This window comes from Belliella aquatica (genome assembly GCF_014637795.1).
GTDB lineage: Bacteria > Bacteroidota > Bacteroidia > Cytophagales > Cyclobacteriaceae > Belliella > Belliella aquatica.
The window spans coordinates 12,827-31,416 of sequence record NZ_BMFD01000015.1 but is presented as its reverse complement, the minus strand read 5'-3'; the positions used below and the strand labels follow the sequence as shown (position 1 = coordinate 31,416).

Here is an 18,590-nt window from a genome sequence, read left to right as displayed (position 1 = left end):
GAGAAACTTCCTGAGGTGATCAACCCAAGGTTTAGTGTTGCTTTTATTCAGGAGATTAATGAAGAAGGAGTGACTTTTGGAGCTAATATTTTTGACTTTGGAAAAAAGGAAATCCTTGAATATGGATTTTTCTATGGTCAACAATCAAGTGATTTGGTAGATATTGGAGAAAAAATCAGTACAACAGGTCAGCCAGACACATTTTTTGAGTTAACTGCAACATACGCACTGACTAAAGGAAGAGAATATCATGTGATCGCTTTCATTAAAACGGCAGAAAGTATGGTAGTTACTCAGCCCCAATCATTCATAAGTCAAGGATCTACGGGGTTTATTTTTGAAAGGCTAGACTTTTCAGATAAGATATATTTTAACGATACAATTCGAGTTTATGGTGAAAATCTTAGCCCAAAAATAGAGTCTTATAAAGCAAAAATAAATGGTACTGAGTCTATAGTTTCAGCAGTAGAAAAAGAATATTTTGAAATTATTATTCCTGATAATTTAAATCCTCAATTAGATAATACCTCTGTATTTGATTTTGAGATTGCAGGGAAAAACTTATCATTAGAACTCCCATTTAAACTCCGAGAGCCAGAATTTGAAATTAATTCTGAAAGACTAATTAATTTATCTGAACCAATAGTTATAAGAGGAAAATACCTTAGATCTAATCCTTCTGAAATAAAAATAGCAAATAATCTAAGCTCCTCTTTTAACATTTCTGGCACTTATACAGATTCTACAATAGTTTTTGAACCATTTGCAGTATTCCCTACAAACAAACCATCAATAATTGTTCAAATTAGGGGTAAAGAATACGTGGTTGAAAATAATTTCAAATTACTTCCTAAACTTTTTGAAGAAAATCAAGTCATCAACTCTTCCTTTGCCAATAAAGTAAAAATTAAAGGTGAAAATTTCAATCCCTACAATATAGGTTTAAATGTTATTCAAGTTGATAATGACAACATAATTACAAATATCTATAGCGTAAAAGAAGATGAGATTGAAGTTATATTTTTAACTGAAAAACCTTTAACAAATACATCATTTGATCTATCTATTCTTTCCCATGGTGAAGTTTCTGAAACAAAAGTTAAGATTAATATGAGAGATCCAAGATCTCCAATTATGGATCTTGGATCTTCTCCAGCTCGAAAGTTTCAATCTATAGGAAATAATTTATATTTTATTTCAAATAGTCAAGTACATGAAATAGACATATTTTCAAAAATTAAAACTACGAAAGCATCCATACCTTATAAAGATTTCCCATTGGGTCTCGCCGAAATTTTCGTTGAGAGTAATGGAAAACTCTATTTCTCAGAAAGTATAATGACTGATAATGGAAATTTTAATTACTTTTTCGAATACAATCCATTAAATAATGAAGTGAATTCATTGCCTTTGATTCCCTCGGAAGCCTTACTGCAAAAATGGTCATTTGCATTGGGAGATTATATTTACATAGGTGGAGGGGAGTATATTCAAGGGTCTGATAACTATACTATAGATGAACATCTATATCGATTTCATGTGAAATCTAGGATTTGGGAAAAACTACCACCGAGTACAATTCTTAATAGCACATCATTATTTTCTTTTATTTATAGTGGAGAAATTTATGGTTTAAGCGGCAACTACAACGACTCAAATTACACCACGCTATTCAAATTCAATCCCAATTCAAATCAGTGGATAGAAATTAAAAAATTTGATGCTTTGCCACCTATTTCTCAAAAATCTCAAAGCACATCTATTGGAGATTTCGTTTTTTTTGGCACAAATCAGAGCCTATACTATTTAGATATGGGAAATTTGCTGATTGACATTTACATTATTCAAGGCTATGATTACCAATCCACCTTTCATTTAGGCACTTCTTTAGGCGAACATTACTATTATCCAATGGAAATTAATGGGATTGTAAATTTGATTCAATTCAACCCTAGTTTGTAATGTATTTTAAAAATAAATCTATGAAAAAACATCTACTTAAATTTGTCTTTTTGACAATCATCCTTTCATTGATTGTATTCCAAAAGGAGGGCTTTGCGCTCAACACTTCTTTTGACAAAATCACCCTTCAAAATGGAGATGTTGTCCAAGGAGAAATTGTTGGATCTAGAAAAAACTTCAATACAAGCATCACGCTAATTGGCATCGACAAAAAGAAGGCTAATTACGAGTTCACTGAAATTAATTCTGTAGAGCTGTTCAACGGATTGTACTTTGAGAAAATTATTGAAATTTCAGAAAAATCATTGGTTCAAGTATTATTTAATGGAGTATTATCTGTCTATAAACTCGATAATAATTACTTTATTAAAAATCAAAAAGGCGAGATTCTTAAACTACAGGAACCTTCAGCTATTGAACAAAGGAATTTAAATCTTTCTGTTAGGAGCTTGGGGGTTATTAGCAAATTGATGGAGGGGAATTGTAATAAGACTGAAGAATACCTTCAAAAGAAGTTCAATTTAAACGACGAGTTTTTAGTGGCTTTGTTTGAAGAGTATCATCAATGCTTGGGTTTAGCTTCACAGACTCACTATTACACCACTCCAATAATGAAAATAAGTCCAATGATTGGAGCTGGAGTCAGTTTCCAGAGCAATTATGGATATGACGCAGCAATTGGAATCAACTACACGATGCCAAATAACCCTATCTTTTTGATTGGTGTAAGGTTCAGTGAAATCCGTAAGCTTTCCGAAAGATTATCGCTTGATATACAAGTTGGTTTTTCTGATAGTGAACAAAAATTAATGGTCTTTTTTGAAAACAACATAAGATCATTTACCGCTATGCAAGAATACAATATTAGATCTATTAACATTCCAATATCAGTCAATTATAATATTTTTCATAGGAGAAATTCTGCTGTATTTGTCGGGATTGGAGGAAATTATCGCTTAAACAATATGTCCACCAACCTTGCCGTTATCGATAATTTTGAAAAATCAACAGGATATTCTTTTTTAGAAAATCTGGAGATTAGTTCGATTTCAAGTGGAAACCTATCTGCTACTGCCAAAATTGGAGCAATGATAAAAATAGCAGGTAAATCACGACTTTGGCTGGAGACTTCTGCCACAAACAATGCCAACACGCAATCGATTTTTATCTCAAGTCATCAAAGTAAACAGAGTAAGTTTATAGGGAATCTCACGTTAGGTGTCACCTTTTAATTTTAAAAACATGGAAAAATTCAAGATTATATTTAGTCTAACCCTGGTAATATTACTAGGATCATGTGACACTGATTCAGAAATCATATTTGACAACCCTCAGTTCAGTCCTGCTTTGATCAAATCAATTGACAATAATGGGGTTGTGTTTACAGCAGATGTATTTGATCTTGGCTCTATTCCGATTGAAGAATATGGCTTTTTTTATTCTTCCTTTGAACAGCCTAGAGAGAATAATTCCGAGAAATTATCTTTCACTGGAAACCCTAGTAGTTCTTTTAGTGCTATAGCCGAACATTCAATGGCTCAAAACACGCTGTATTACGTGAATGCATATATAAAAACAAGCAAAGGATATGTTTTCTCAGAAGTAGTAAGATTCAATAGCAAAGGAAGTAAAGGATTTTCTATAGAAAGCAAAGAGATCCCTAACCCACTGTATTTTATTGATACCATCACTGTCAGAGGAAGTAATTTCAGCAGGCTGTTGAGAAACTACGAAGTTAAAGTAGGAGGAGCTATCGGGACAGTAGTAGAAGCGAATAACTCATATTTCAAATTCCTCTTCCCTAGCCAATTTTCTTACACTTTACCATCTCCAAATGATATTGCAAACTTTCAAATTAAAATTCTAGATAAAGTTGAAAATTTTAGTGAACCCATCAGCTTTAGAGAACCTGTGTTCATTTCTAACCCTCAAATCGTATACAATATAGGAGACATTGTCGAAATAAAAGGTGATTATTTGCTCAGTAAAAGTATTAGCATTACAATTCTTGATGGCCATGATAGGGAGATCATTGTAACCCCCACTTCTGCAAATCAAACTAGCATTAAGTTTTTAAGAGATTTTAATATCACCACCGACAATCCGGTCGTGAGAATAAGAATTAGAGATAAAGACTACAATAGAGATGATTTATTCACCTTAAGCAAGGACTAAAAATTAATTAAACCTTTATTCTCATCTCAATTGAGTATATGAAATCTTCGTTAAGTCAGCCTAAACCCCCTCTTTGGGATCACATTTCAAAGAGGGATAAACAAAACCTAAATGAAAAGTAAAAAAATTTTCTTACTGTTTTTAATGTTCACCTATTTAGGTTTGGAAGCTTCATTAGCTCAAGAATTATCTTTTAAAAGTGGATATATCCTTACAAACGATGGTAATAAAATCAAAGGAAAAATTCATTATGATAAGGAGCTAAACCCAACTACTGTTTTGTTCATTAATAATGATGGAAATCAAACCATTTTTTCTCCAAACCAAATTCGTGGGTTTAAGATTAAAGGAGGGAATTTCTTCACTGAAAATAATAAAATAAAAGGAGACGAATTCATAGAGCAAGTTTTCAAAGGGAAAATATCTCTATTTATTCACAAAAATCAACTCATATTAACTGATTATAACGATGACCTTGTATTCTTAAATACAGAAGATAATGAGAAATCAAGGTTAGAAAATTACAATATTTTACTTTCCCTAACTTCAGGGCTTTGCTATATAGAGAAGAGTAATCCATACAAAGCTTTCAAGAATGATATCGGATCAATAATCGCGATTTTACGAGAGTTTCATTATTGTGAAAGTGAAGCTTATAAAATTTATTATAAACAACCTTTGATACTTGCATATAATTTAAGTTTAGGGTTTTTATTTCAATCATACCCCTTGTCAAGTCCTTCATGGGAAGCAGAAAGTCCAAATGGTTTTAGTCCTTTCTTTTTAGCAGGAATACAAATAAAAAGTCCCGAACCAAAATTAAAAAAAACTAGATTAGACCTTGGATTAGGATTAAGCCAAAGCACTATAACTACGATCATTTTTGAAGAAAATTCAATTAAGGCTATTAGTGGTAGACAGGTTACAAATGTCACTGCTATTCACGTACCCGTAATATTCGTTTATGAAATCCCATCCAAAATTAACATTTCCCCATATTTAGGCATGGGGCTTATGTCATCTTTAAAGTTTGGTAAAATCAAATCAGGATTGATTAATGATTTAGAAAAAGATAGTCAATACGCAATAATCAAACCTGCCGAATTCATGGAAACACCTCGTTTCAATCTATCACCAATTCTAAAATTTGGCATAAAATGGAAGGGAAATTTGTATTTAGAAAGCATATTAGGCCAACAGCTAAATGCTCAAAATGTCTACTTCAATGGTGTCAATGGGTCATTGACAGAACGATTCTTCAGCCTATCACTCGGGTGTAAATTTTAGCAAAAAACATGAGAAATACTCTTAAAATAGTGCTATTCAGCATATATTCCATTTTAAATTTTGGGTGTCAAAAAGAAATGGATCTGGTCTTTACCAGTCCTGACTTCAATGCCCCTATAATTGGATCGATAAATCCAATAGGTGTAGAGTTTATCTGTGAAGTCAATAGTTTTGGAACCTTACCCATAGAGGAGCATGGGTTTATGTATGGAAGCACTACTGATCCAAGGCCTGAAAATGCTGAAATCATCAAATTAGAAGGTAGGCCAAATAAAAAAATCATTCTCAAGGCTACTCATACGCTACAACCTCAAAAAACTTACTATGTGGTAGCGTATTTTAAGACTTCAGAAGGCTATGTGTTTTCCCCACAAGTATCATTTACGAGTCAAGGCAGTTCGGGATTTTTTCACGAAAAAGTAGAATTACCAAATCCACTTTATTTTGGCGATACTATTGAAATTATAGGTTCAGGTTTTAGTCGGATTAAGGAAAACTATAAATTAAAGATAAATCAAATTCTTGAAGTAGATGTTATATCCCCAACTGAAAAAGGCTTTAAGTTTATTTTGCCTGAAGAATTTTCATTGTTCTATGATTCGTTCCTATCCCCTACATTCAAGCTTGACATTGGCGTATATGGAAAAAATACCCAGCTCGATATTCCTTATATGTTCCGGAAACCAGAATTTAAAGTTGACCAAAAAGAAATATATAACTTCAATGATGAAATCACCATTAAAGGGAAATACTTTACAAGCCTAATTACTAGTATTCGATTTACCGAAGCTCCAGAGTTATACAATCCGTCTGTAATACTAAATGATAGTACGATTGTATTCCAAGCAGTTTCTAATATCCCTTCGCCAAACCCTACTCTTTTAGTCAAAATTAGAGAAGAGGAATATCTTATAGAAAATATATTTACTTTGAATCCATCTGAATTCGACCCAAATCAAGTCTACAGAATAAACAGTAACTCAACGCTTTCTATAACAGGTCAAAACTTCAACGCGATACACGATAACTACCTATATATCGACGAAAAACACCCCATTTCAAGTCATTTCTATTTAAACTATGCGACAGAAAATCGATTTGACCTAACGAGTTTTAGTTTTCAAGACATCTTTTTGGAAGACGGAGAAATACTTGATCGGAATTTTGAGATATCGATCAAAAGCTTAGGCGACTTTTCTAAAAACAAAGTAAAAATAGAAGTTATAGATCCTTTCTTCCCCTATCAAAATTTACCTAAAAGTCTTTTAGATAGATATAGTTTTGAATATTTTGAACAAAGCTTTACTGCTAATGTAGAAAATCAAATTTATCTATTCTTAAAAAATGAAATCATAAAAATTAATCATTTTGAAAAAAGTTTTTCATTCGTGGGTAGTGTACCTATTGGTTCTCAAAATATCTTGGGGGGGTTGTTTTACCTGAATACAGATGATGGAAAAATAATAATTGGATCTCAAAATAAGGAAAACACAAGTAATAGTCATTTCATTCACCTTTTTGACCCTCAAACAAATAATGTTCAAAGACTTACCGACATACCAGACTTTTCAAGATCCGATTTTGTCAAAGGAAGCTTTTATGAGAATGGTAGTATCATGCTTGAAATTGGGAAAAACAAAGATGGCCAAGTCATCAATGAAAAATGGAAACTTAATCTTAATCAAAACACTTGGTCATTTGAAGGCCCTACTGAATTCAAAAATGGCTACATTAGCTTCAAATACAACAAGGAAATCTATTCCTTCGATGATCAAAATGGTTCTGGAATAGCGCTCAATAGACTTAATCCAAATACTCGAAATTGGGAACCAATCACAGAAAATCTTGGGAACTTAGGCTTCCCCTATGGTTCAAAAGTCATTTTGATTCAAAATAAAGCCTATTTCCTTACTAGATTCAATTATATGATTGAATTAGATATGACTAACAAAGCAACTAATATAATTAATATCCAGAATTACCTCATGTTTAACCACTCCTTTACCTTTCAAACAGTATATAACGTAGGTAATAAAATATTTTTTATGAAAAATAATAACATGTTCTTAGAATTTGACTTGGATCTTATGTAATCACCCCTGACAAATTGCCGATAAAATATCCTTGGCATAAGGCTTGAATTAATTGGAAGAACCTTCTTAAATTGAGGGTTCTTTCTTATTTTAAAAATAACATGACACTTTGACTGTCATATTGTCTATATGAACAATTTTGAAAATCAATTATATCAATCATTAATGGTAGGAGATTATGCTGGTGAGGGTGACCTCATCCAATTGATAACAGACGATGAAGATGATGATATCAACACACAAGATAACTACTCATCAGAAATCCCAATTCTTTCAGTTAGAAATACTGTTCTATTTCCTGGAGTAGTCATTCCAATCACTGTTGGAAGACAGCGTTCCATCAAACTAGTCAAAAAAGCACAACGTGGCGACAAATTGATTGGTGTATGTGCGCAGGTCAATCCTAACAATGATGATCCGTCTTGGGATGATATTTATCACGTCGGTACTTTAGCTAAGATCATTAAAATGATTGTGCTTCCTGATGGGAATACCACAATCATTATCCAAGGCAAAAAACGTTTTAAAATCACCGAGACGCTTACGGAAGATCCTTACTTCACGGCAAAAGTGAAGTATTTGGAAGAGACTTTCCCAAAAAATAACAAAAAGATCGAAGCGCTTGAGGAATCTTTGAAGGATGCGGCAGCCAAAATCCTCCACCTCAACCCTGAAATCCCACGCGAAGCTCAGGTAGCCCTGGATAATATTGACAATACACCATTTTTAACGCATTTCCTTTCTTCCAACATCAATGCACCTGTGGAAGCTAAGCAAAAGCTTTTGGAAATCAATGATGGAGTAGAAAGGGCAACTTTGCTTTTGGAATTCATGATGAAGGATATTCAGATGCTTGAGTTAAAAAGTGAAATCCAAAAGAAAGTACATACCGATATAGATCAACAGCAGCGGGACTATTTCCTTAGACAGCAGATGAAGGTTCTTCAGACCGAACTTGGTGAGGAAGGTCCTGAAAAAGAAGTCGAAGAATTGAGACTCAAAGGAGCATTGAAAAAATGGCCGAAAACTGTTGGGCAGCATTTTGAAAAAGAGCTTGACAAAATTCTCAGGATCAATCCATCTGCAGCTGAATATCCCATCGCATTAAATTATGCCGAAACGCTAGTTGAATTACCTTGGAATGAATTTACAGAGGATAATTTTGACTTGAAGAGAGCCAAATCCATCTTGGACAAAGACCATCATGGGTTAGAGAAAGTCAAAGAAAGAGTGATCGAATACCTCGCTGTGTTAAAGCTTAAAAATGACCTCAAAGGTCCAATCCTTTGCCTTTATGGCCCTCCAGGAGTTGGTAAAACTTCTTTAGGGAAATCTATTGCAAAAGCATTGGGAAGGAAATATATCAGAATGTCCTTAGGTGGAGTTCATGATGAAGCTGAAATTCGCGGGCATAGAAAAACCTATGTCGGAGCGATGCCAGGTAAGATTATTCAAAACATGAAAAAAGTCAAGACGAGCAATCCTGTCTATGTCTTGGATGAAATAGATAAATTAAGCTCAGACTTTAGAGGTGATCCTTCTTCGGCATTCTTGGAGGTTTTAGATCCAGAGCAAAATAGTACTTTCACAGATAACTATCTGGAAGTAGAATATGACCTTTCTAAGGTTTTATTTATTGCAACAGCCAACTCCTTAGATTCTATTCAACCTGCTTTGAGAGACAGAATGGAGATTATCGAGGTGACGGGTTATACCATGGAAGAAAAGCTTGAGATCGCCAAAAAGCACTTGATCCCAAAACAAAGAAAAGAACATGGACTGAAAGCGACAGATATCAGTTTCGATAGAAATGCGATTGTAAAAATCATCGAAGATTATACACGTGAGTCGGGAGTAAGAAGTCTAGAAAGAGCGATCGGTAAAGTGGTGAGAAACATCACTAAATCTATCGCTATGGAGGAAGAGTACCAGAAAAAAGTAACCACTGATGCCGTAAGGAGAATTTTAGGTGGTGAAATTTTTGACAAGGAATCGTACCAAGACAACAGTGTAGCAGGAGTAGTGACTGGTTTAGCATGGACTTCTGTTGGGGGTGAAATCTTGTTTATCGAAACTGCTTTGAGCAGAGGAAAAGGAAAACTCACGCTCTCCGGTCAACTTGGTGATGTCATGAAAGAGTCAGCCATGACGGCCCTCTCCTACTTGAAGTCCAAAGCTGAAAAATTAGGGATCGACTACCGTGTTTTTGATCAATATGATCTACATGTCCACGTTCCCGCTGGTGCAGTTCCAAAAGATGGACCATCTGCTGGAATCACCATGTTGACAGCGATGGCTTCGCTTTTCACTCAAAGAAAGGTGAAAAATAAGATCGCCATGACTGGTGAAATCACATTGAGAGGTAAGGTCATGCCTGTGGGAGGCATCAAGGAAAAAATCCTTGCTGCCCGAAGAGCCGGCTTGAAAGAGATCATTCTTTGTCAGAAAAATAAAAGAGACATCGAAGAGATTGACGAGCAATACATCAAAGGAATTACATTCCATTTTGTAGATAAAGTTGAAGATGTCTTAGAAATCGCTTTGATGAAGACCAAAGTGGATGATCCGATGAAATTCACTTTCTCAAGTGAAACAAATTCCAATTGAAAATAAAGTTTGTATATACCCAATTGATCTTGCTGGGCTGTCTTTTGATATCCCAGCAAGTCACTTTGGGACAAACTTCTAATGCTGCTTTTAACTTTATTGACAATCCTTCACATGCCAAACTTGCTGCTCTTGGAGGCGTAAATCTAACAGCAGGCAATGACCCGCTGATGTTTTTATCAAATCCTGCTTTATTGGATAGCAGCAGAATTCATACCCCAGCCTTTCACTACCTCAACTTCCCCGGAGGAATCAATGTCGCTACGTTAGGCTACAGTTTCGAGGGATTTAGCAATGGAATAATTGGGATTGGACTTCAGTATTTCAATTATGGTGAATTTGAAGGTTTTGATCAAATCGGAATGGGAACAGGAAGTTTCTCGGCCAATGAATTTGCATTATCAGCAGGTTATTCCAAACGACAAGGCGTATTTCAATATGGTACAAATCTCAAACTCTTGGGGTCGGTTTTAGAAGGATATCAAGCATATGCATTTGCATTTGACTTTGGAGTCAATTATTACCATCCAGAGAAAGACTTGGTTTTGGCCATCAATGCAAGAAACATTGGCTTCAATATCAGCAACTACATAGAAGGACAAAATCTCCGAATCCCGTCGGATCTACGTATCGGAGCAAGCTATAAGCCAGAATATGCGCCTTTCAGATTTCACATTGCACTGAGAAATCTCCAAGGAAGAGAACAAGATTTCTTTATTCCCGACCCATTCAGAAACAATGATGAAATAGAAGGAGTTGATAGGTTGTTTCGAAGAGCAGTTGTTGGAGTCGAGATCTTACCATCCGATCAATTTCATTTGCGATTAGGCTACAACCATTTAATTCGAAAAGAATTTGAAACTGCAAACGGTGCGGGAGCAGGCGGTTTCTCGGGAGGATTTGCTTTTAGAGTAAAGCAATTTGAGCTTTCCTATTCCAGAATGTTTTACAATATCCCTGGTGGATCCAATATTTTTGGGATTTCCACCGCAATCAATGACAAAAGAACGTTTTAACGTCAGAAAATATGAGAAGTGATTTTAAAGATTTAACACCAAGACAAATCGTAGCTGAACTGGATAAATACATTATCGGTCAGCATGATGCCAAGAGAAATGTAGCCATTGCACTCCGCAATAGAATCAGGAGACTGATGGTAAAGACGGATATTCAGAAAGATATCGTCCCAAATAACATCCTAATGATCGGTTCTACCGGTGTAGGTAAAACAGAAATAGCTAGGAGACTTGCTAAGATTGCCAATGCGCCATTTACAAAAGTTGAAGCTTCTAAGTTTACAGAAGTAGGCTATGTAGGTCGGGACGTAGAAAGTATGGTAAGAGACTTGGTCGAACAATCTGTTCACCTCGTACAAGCCCAAAAGAATGAAGAAGTCAAAGAGAAAGCAGCCTCAGCGGTAGAAGAAATTATTTTAGACATTCTTATTCCACCAGTAAAATCTGCTGGATTCACCAGAAATATCAACACTGCCTCTAATGAATTCAATCCGGAGAGTTCCACAGACGAAGAACTCAATGAAAGAACGAGAGATCGGTTCAGGGAGAAACTTCGAAATGGAGAACTTGAAGACAGGAAGATTGAGATCAATGTAAAGCAGAGCCCACCTGTAGGAATTGGCATGATTGGAAATGGCATGATGGATGATGCAAGCATGGCAGGTATCCAAGATATGTTGAGCGGAATGATGCCGAAGAAAACCAAGAAGAGGAAATTGACTATTGGTGAGGCAAGAAAAGTGCTTTTGGAAGAAGAAGCGAGCAAATTGATAGACTTTGATGATGTGAAGGAAGAAGCTATTAAACTTGCAGAAAACAATGGTATTATCTTCATAGATGAAATTGATAAAATTGCTTCTAAAAGTGGAAAAGGAGGAAGTGGTCCCGATGTATCTAGAGAGGGTGTGCAGCGCGACCTATTGCCTATCGTAGAAGGTTCTGCCGTAAATACCAAATATGGCATCATCAATACAGATCACGTATTATTTATCGCAGCGGGAGCTTTTCACGTAGCCAAGCCTTCAGATTTGATCCCGGAACTTCAAGGTAGGTTCCCAATTAGAGTAGAATTAAGTAGTCTTACAGAAGATGATTTCTACAGAATCTTGAAGGATCCAAAAAATGCCTTGACCAAACAATATCAAGCTTTGTTTGAGGCAGAGGAAGTTTATTTGGACTTCAATGATGATGCTATTAAAGAAATTGCAAAGTTAGCATTTCAGATCAACGAGGAAGTTGAAAATATCGGAGCGAGAAGATTGCATACCGTGATGAGTCATTTGTTGAACGACTTCCTGTTCGAAGTACCTGATACCATCGAGGCGAATTCAAAAATTATGATCACGCAGGAAATGGTCAGCGAAAGACTGAGTGGATTGATCAAAAACCGAGATTTATCACAATACATCTTATAAATTAAACTGGCTATCAGGAATCCTGATAGCCGTTTTTTATTTTAGAATGAAAAAATCATAAGCTATGAAATCACTTTTTATTATCACTGGTGCAAGTAAAGGAATTGGAAAAGCACTGGTTGATCTGCTGAGTCAGAATTCTAACAATCAGATTATCGGCATTTCTAGATCAGCTGTAGAAGCAGAAAAATCAAATATTCAACACTTTGCTCTTGATCTTGGAGATTTTGATGTAGTCATTCATCATTTTGAAAAGATATTTCCGACCCGAGATTTAGACCGTATCGTATTGATCAATAATGCTGGCTGGATTGGTCAGATTGATTACTTTGGGAAATTAGAAGCTAAAAACATTCAGGCTATCCACAACATCAACACCATTGCTCCTGCTCTTTTGATGAATGAATTTGTGAGAAGCTACCGAGATTATGAAAAGGCAGAGCGAATGGTAATCAATATCAGCTCTGGTGCTGCCAAAAAAGGTATTGACGGCTGGTCAGGATATTCATCTTCCAAAGCGGCCCTCAACATGATGACCGAGGCCGCGCAAGAGGAGGCTCACATCTCAAACTCAAAGATTAAGTTTTTTGCGCTATCTCCTGGAGTAGTTGACACCAATATGCAAGAGGATATTCGCTCTGCACCAGAAGACGGCTTTTCATTATTGGGTAAATTTACGGGTCTTAAAAAAGACAATGCACTGAGCAGTCCTCAAGAAGCAGCCGAGAAAATCATTTACTTGATTGAAAATAAAGATCAGTTTAAGGGAGTTTTGCAAGATGTTAGAGAATTCTAGTCTTCTTTTTTAGGATAGTCAACAAACCATATTTGCGAATTTTTCTTGCTTATTTGACTCCAAGCATTGGTGTCAAATTTAAAAGCATATTGACCGCAAGTTGGAAGGTTGTCTATTTCTCCTCCGAGTAAATCAATCAAGTCATTGAATCCGGGGTTGTGACCAAAGATGAAAAGTGTATTCGTATCATCTCCTGTATTTCTAAGCAATTCTAAGATAGCATAAGCTGAGGCATGATATAATTTTCTCGTGAACTCAATTTTATCTTTCGGGAAATGAAGTTGCTCTGCAATAATCAAGGCTGTAGCTTCTGCTCGAACTGCATCTGAGGAAATCATCCTATCTGGAAAGATATTTTCACGCTTCAGTCTCTGACCCATTCTTGGAGAATCTCTCAAACCCCTGCCAGCCAATGGTCTTTGGTGATCATCCAAATAAGGATCATCCCAAGAGGATTTTGCATGTCTTATGATAATTAACTTTTTCATTTTGGCAATTTAACGAAATATATTTTTGTTTTTTTGATTCATTTATTTACATTTATTGAACATTTAACCACATAATTTGATAATTTATTATGCTTACCGGAACAGTAAAATTCTACAATGAAGCGAAAGGATTCGGATTTATCGTTGATGACGAGTCTCAAAATGATGTATTTGTCCATGCCACAGGGCTTGTCGACAAAGTTTCGCAAGATGACAAAGTGACCTTTGAGGTAAAAGAAGGCAAACAAGGCCTGAACGCTATAAATGTAAAAAAAGTATAGTAAAACCCCAGCACTAGGTGAAGTGAAAAGAGCGGTGAATTATCATCGCTCTTTTTCTTTTTTTAAACCTAAATTTCACAATTATTTTCTCAAATTTTTCTTTTCTATTCTTTCCAATTCTGACTCTAATTTCTCTTTTTGAATCCACTCCCCTCTTACCATAATAGATTGGATTTCTTTCAATGCCTCCAAATTCTCCAAGGGATTCCCTTTTAAAAGTACAAAGTCGGCCGATGCGCCTGGGAGTATCTGTCCGAACTCCCCTTCTTTTTCAAAATATTTAGCCACATTTACCGAACCAGACTTCAAAATCTCATAATTGCTGATCCCCGCAATTGACATTGCCTCTATTTCATGATGAATGGAAAAACCCGGTACGTTAAAAACCTGTGGAGAATCCGAACTCATGATGATCGGCACACCATTTTCATGCAAGGCTATCAGAAGCTTTTTCCTGAACTCAAGATATGGAATCACATTCTCCTCTTTCAAAAGTCCTTGACCTTCCAGCATCTTTTTTTGGTTTACCCACTGCTGCACTTGTAGTCCAGGCATATATTTCATTTCAGGAGCCAGTCTAAATTCATCCGCTGGAATATATCCAAAAAATCTCTCGAATAGCGTAAGTGTCGGTGCGATCCAAGCTCCCTGAGCTAGTGTCAGCTCGATAATTGTAGGTAAGCGATCCATATTTGCTTCTTTGGCGAGCAACATACTGAAAGGTCCCGCTATCTGAGGGTCCAACTTGCTTTTGTCATCGATCAAATACTCAATGTAGCCATCCATATGTTCTATTGATAGGTAGCCATTGAGTAGGGCGTTCTCCAAACCCACATCCAATGACACATGACCTCCAAACTTAATCCCTTTTGCTTTCGCAGTAGTAGAAATTGCCATGAACTTTGGCATGTCTAATCCGGGATGAAGTTTCAGATGATCATAGCCTGCATCTGCTTGCTCTCTCACCATTCGATTTCCAGCATTCGCATCCTCCACAGAATCCCCATTCAAAGATGGCCCAGCGGCAAAAATCCTAGGGCCTGTAATTTCCCCATTTTTAATTTTCTCTTTGAGAACCAAATGGGAAGGGTGACCGATCATTCCTCGGACATTCAAAACCCCATTGGCCAAATAAAGCCACATAACATCTTGGAGATAGGAGTAATCATCCGAATTTGTTGTCGGAATATGGGAATGCATTTCTGCTAACCCAGGAAAAACAAAAGCTCCATTACCATCGATAACTGTGGTGTTTTTATCTGTGGGAATACCTTGTACCTCTGGATTAATCGCATGAATTTTTCCTGATTTGACATGGATGTAATGATCTTTAAGAACCTTCTCCCCTACCATATCAATAACATTGACAGAAGTAAATACATAATCCTGTGCAAACACTTGGGTAGTAATGCTGAATATAAAAGCGGTTAAGACCGATTTGAAATTAAGGCTATGCATGGATTGAATGTTTAAGATTTATAATTAGGGCTACTTTTGTTAAGGAATTGTATCCATCCAAAACTACAATAGTCTAAGTTAATAATTTTAATTATTTTCACCATTGAGAATCCTAGCTACATGATACAATCCACAGAAATCAACACCGATAAATTTTATTCGAAAAAAGTTGGTGATATGCATCATCGAAACCTTCGGATCTGTGAAGTCGATAGACCTATTTTTGAAGCTGCCCAAATCATGGCAAAGGAGAAGATCTCTTGCCTTTTTATCGGAGATTCTGATCAGAATATTCTTGGTTTTGTGACTGATATCACGCTTAGAGATAAGGTAATCGCTAAGCAAATGGATACCTCAGCTCCTATCAGTAGCATCATGGACAGGGGAATAGTTGCAATTTCTAATAATGCCTTTCTTTATGAAGCATTATTGCTGATGTTTCAGACCAAAACTAGGTATCTGCTGGTAAAATACAAAAACACTTACGTTGGGTGGATAAGTAGGACCAAGATCCTTACTGAACAATCTCAGGGGCCATTTATTTTTATCCAATCCGTCAAACAGGCTCTAGACGAGGATGAACTTAGGGAAAAGTGGCAGCAAGTCCCAAAGATCATTCATCAGTTGATTGACAATGGGCTAAAATCTGAAATTATCAATCAAATCGTCACCACTGTCTCAGATACGATTGCCTTGCGGGTGATCGAAAACATTATTTCTGACATAGGCACACCTCCGGCGAAGTTTGTGTTTTTCGTCATGGGAAGTGAAGGTCGCGGAGAGCAAACACTCAAAACCGACCAAGACAATGCCATCATTTACGAGGATAAAGCCAATGAACAAAGAGAGTTAGTAAGAGACTATTTCTTAGATTTTTCCAATCGAGTTTCCACTGCTTTGGATCATATAGGCTTCAGCTTTTGCTTGGGTGGTTTTATGGCTAAAAATCCCAAATGGACCCATTCGCTCTCGCATTGGAAGCGCAATTATGAAAGTTGGATTCAGGAATCTACACAAGAGACGGTCATGAAATATTCTACTTTTTTTGACTGCCGAGCGATCTATGGAGATTTTGGAATTTTGGAAGAGTTGAAAGGCTTTATGGATCTCCAACTTCAGAATCCAACAGAGCGTTTTTTCTTAAACATGGGCAACAATGCACTGCAATTTGAGCCACCACTTACTTTTTTAAAAAACATAAGAACCTTCAAAATCGAGGGGGAGAAGTTTTTTGACATCAAAAAAACGATGACTCCAATTGTGGATTTGGTGAGGATTTTCGCTTTGAAAAATCGCATTTTTGAGACAAATACAGGGAAGAGAATTATCACACTTCAGCAAAAGGGCATTTTTACAGAAAAAGAAGCCCAAGAGCTTCAGCATGCATATTATTACCTGATGGCATTGCGATTGGAAAAGCAAGCTTTGATGATCATCGAAGAAAATAAATCTCCTGAAAACTTTGTTCGCATCAAGGAACTGACGAAAGTTCAAATGGTTACTTTGGTAGAGATTTTCAAAGTCATCAAGGAATTTCAACTCAAGATTAAAATCGAGTTTACTAAGAATCTGTTTTAAAAAAAATTAAATACTGAAACTTTTATTTAACAAAGAAATTGCCTCTTTTCCCCTTTGAATATAATTTGGTCTTCAGGATAAATACTAACTATCCTCTTCCTCTCAAGTCAACTTCTTGACAATTAAAGTGATCTAAAAAATACTTTTTCAACTTATGGATACTATCAGGTTTACTTAAGATTGCATTTGTAAAAATGAAATAAATAATTTTTAATTGACTGATAGATTATTTAGTGTTAAATAATTATTTAAACTATATTTGAAACATTAAAGAAGTGTTAAATAATGACATTACACAAGGTACTAAGCTTTCTATTTTTATTTATTCTTGTATTAATTCAATATCCTGCTTTTTCTCAAGAAGAAAGTCCGGGGGATGTTTACAATTTTTACCAAAAGTTTATCAGTGATATTAGATCTCAAAAATGCCCTATGTATCCTAGTTGTTCAAAATATGCAATGGAGGCATTTAATGAAAAAGGTTTAGTGAATGGTTTTTTGATGACAAGTGATCGGTTGACAAGATGCGGTCATGAGCATAAGTTTTATGACATGGAGTTAGTCGAGGGAGAATTTAAGTTCATTGATTTAGTTACATACCCTGACTCGAATAGTCAAATGTTCAAAAAAAGTGAAAAGGAATATTCTAAAAGTTTTGACGAAAATATTTCAGATGACATTAAATTCTTTCTTCACCTCATTGACAAACAGCTTTACAGAGAAGCAATAACGGAGTATCATAGGTTGAAATTCGAAGACCCAACAGAGACTCTAACTCTTGAGTATAATTATTTCAAGGCATTAATGTCTATTGAAGAATATGAGAAAATAATTTTTGAACATGGAAATTTTAAAAATCCATTACTTGCAAATGACCCGAATATTATACTTAAAGTCAGTGAGGCTTGGTTTGGTCTAAACCAAACTGAAAAATCTATTGAAATTCTAGATAGTGATATCGATTGGAAAGATATTAATGACAGAAGATTGGCCTTCAAAGGGTTTCTATATGCACAGCTTGATCAATTCGACAAGGTACAGGAGCAATACGCTATGGTCTCTGAGAATTATATCTTCAGGGAATATTTGTCTCAAAACATTCAGACGATCAATTCCATCACTAGCCTTAAGCAAAAAAAGCCAGTTTTGGCAGGAGTTTTAGGGATAATTCCGGGAGCTGGATATATGTATTCGGGCCACACCACAACTGGGATCTCTTCTCTAGTTCTCAATGGATTATTAGGATACGCTACTTATACAAGTTTCAAAACTGAGAATTATGGCATTGGCATCCTTACTGGAATGTTTTCAACCGCATTTTATATAGGCAATATTTCTGGTGGTTACAAAGCAGCGAAGAGATATAATACCAGCCAAAAAGAAAATTACAAGAAAAAATTAATGTACTCTTTCAATTAAACAAAACACAAACTA

General features: G+C 35.7%; 14 protein-coding genes. 12 read left to right on the top strand and 2 right to left on the bottom strand.

Annotated elements, in window-relative coordinates:
• Positions 1-15 precede the first annotated feature (15 nt).
• The 9 genes from IEV57_RS15970 (at position 16) to IEV57_RS15930 (ending at position 13,351) form a co-directional block, all read left to right on the top strand.
• Complete coding sequence (locus tag IEV57_RS15970) at positions 16-1,962, top strand: Kelch repeat-containing protein (protein ID WP_188444049.1); 1,947 nt, start codon at positions 16-18, stop codon at positions 1,960-1,962.
• A gap of 20 nt (positions 1,963-1,982) precedes the next feature.
• Positions 1,983-3,194, top strand: a complete 1,212-nt coding sequence (locus IEV57_RS15965; RefSeq protein ID WP_188444048.1) for a hypothetical protein — start codon at positions 1,983-1,985, stop codon at positions 3,192-3,194.
• Positions 3,195-3,204: 10 nt separating this feature from the next.
• Entirely contained in the window at positions 3,205-4,137 is a 933-nt protein-coding gene (locus IEV57_RS15960; protein WP_188444047.1) for a hypothetical protein, read from the top strand.
• Positions 4,138-4,248: 111 nt separating this feature from the next.
• A complete protein-coding gene (locus IEV57_RS15955) occupies positions 4,249-5,424 on the top strand; it encodes a hypothetical protein (RefSeq protein WP_188444046.1) in 1,176 nt (391 codons plus the stop codon).
• Positions 5,425-5,432: 8 nt separating this feature from the next.
• Positions 5,433-7,517 (top strand): Kelch repeat-containing protein, encoded by a 2,085-nt coding sequence (locus IEV57_RS15950; protein ID WP_188444045.1) that lies wholly within the window; start codon positions 5,433-5,435, stop codon positions 7,515-7,517.
• Between the two features lie 129 nt (positions 7,518-7,646).
• The gene (gene lon, locus IEV57_RS15945) at positions 7,647-10,124 is read left to right on the top strand and encodes an endopeptidase La (RefSeq protein ID WP_188444044.1); all 2,478 of its coding nucleotides are present in this window, start codon (positions 7,647-7,649) and stop codon (positions 10,122-10,124) included.
• On the top strand, positions 10,121-11,140 hold the full coding sequence (gene porQ, locus IEV57_RS15940; RefSeq protein WP_188444043.1) for a type IX secretion system protein PorQ: 1,020 nt from the start codon (positions 10,121-10,123) through the stop codon (positions 11,138-11,140). Before lon ends, porQ begins: the two co-directional genes overlap by 4 nt.
• An 11-nt stretch (positions 11,141-11,151) precedes the next feature.
• Positions 11,152-12,555: an ATP-dependent protease ATPase subunit HslU gene (hslU, locus tag IEV57_RS15935; protein WP_188444042.1), complete on the top strand. Its 1,404-nt coding sequence runs from the start codon at positions 11,152-11,154 to the stop codon at positions 12,553-12,555.
• A gap of 64 nt (positions 12,556-12,619) precedes the next feature.
• Positions 12,620-13,351, top strand: coding sequence for an SDR family NAD(P)-dependent oxidoreductase (locus IEV57_RS15930; RefSeq protein ID WP_188444041.1), 732 nt, complete (start codon positions 12,620-12,622; stop codon positions 13,349-13,351).
• On the opposite strand, the gene IEV57_RS15925 is transcribed toward IEV57_RS15930, so the two are convergent.
• Positions 13,348-13,839, bottom strand: coding sequence for a SixA phosphatase family protein (locus IEV57_RS15925; RefSeq protein WP_188444040.1), 492 nt, complete (start codon positions 13,837-13,839; stop codon positions 13,348-13,350). The genes IEV57_RS15930 and IEV57_RS15925 overlap by 4 nt on opposite strands.
• 89 nt (positions 13,840-13,928) lie before the next feature.
• Between IEV57_RS15925 and IEV57_RS15920 the strand changes: the two genes are divergently transcribed.
• Positions 13,929-14,120, top strand: coding sequence for a cold-shock protein (locus tag IEV57_RS15920; RefSeq protein WP_188444039.1), 192 nt, complete (start codon positions 13,929-13,931; stop codon positions 14,118-14,120).
• 81 nt (positions 14,121-14,201) lie between these two features.
• Here the strand turns inward: IEV57_RS15920 and IEV57_RS15915 are convergent, their stop codons facing one another.
• Positions 14,202-15,578 carry an amidohydrolase family protein gene (locus IEV57_RS15915; RefSeq protein ID WP_188444038.1) on the bottom strand — a complete coding sequence of 459 codons (1,377 nt, stop codon included), beginning with the start codon at positions 15,576-15,578 and terminating at the stop codon, positions 14,202-14,204.
• 120 nt (positions 15,579-15,698) lie between these two features.
• Between IEV57_RS15915 and IEV57_RS15910 the strand changes: the two genes are divergently transcribed.
• Positions 15,699-17,156, top strand: coding sequence for a DUF294 nucleotidyltransferase-like domain-containing protein (locus tag IEV57_RS15910; RefSeq protein WP_188444037.1), 1,458 nt, complete (start codon positions 15,699-15,701; stop codon positions 17,154-17,156).
• 285 nt (positions 17,157-17,441) lie between these two features.
• Positions 17,442-18,575 (top strand): membrane protein insertion efficiency factor YidD, encoded by a 1,134-nt coding sequence (yidD, locus tag IEV57_RS15905; protein WP_188444036.1) that lies wholly within the window; start codon positions 17,442-17,444, stop codon positions 18,573-18,575.
• Positions 18,576-18,590: the final 15 nt, after the last annotated feature.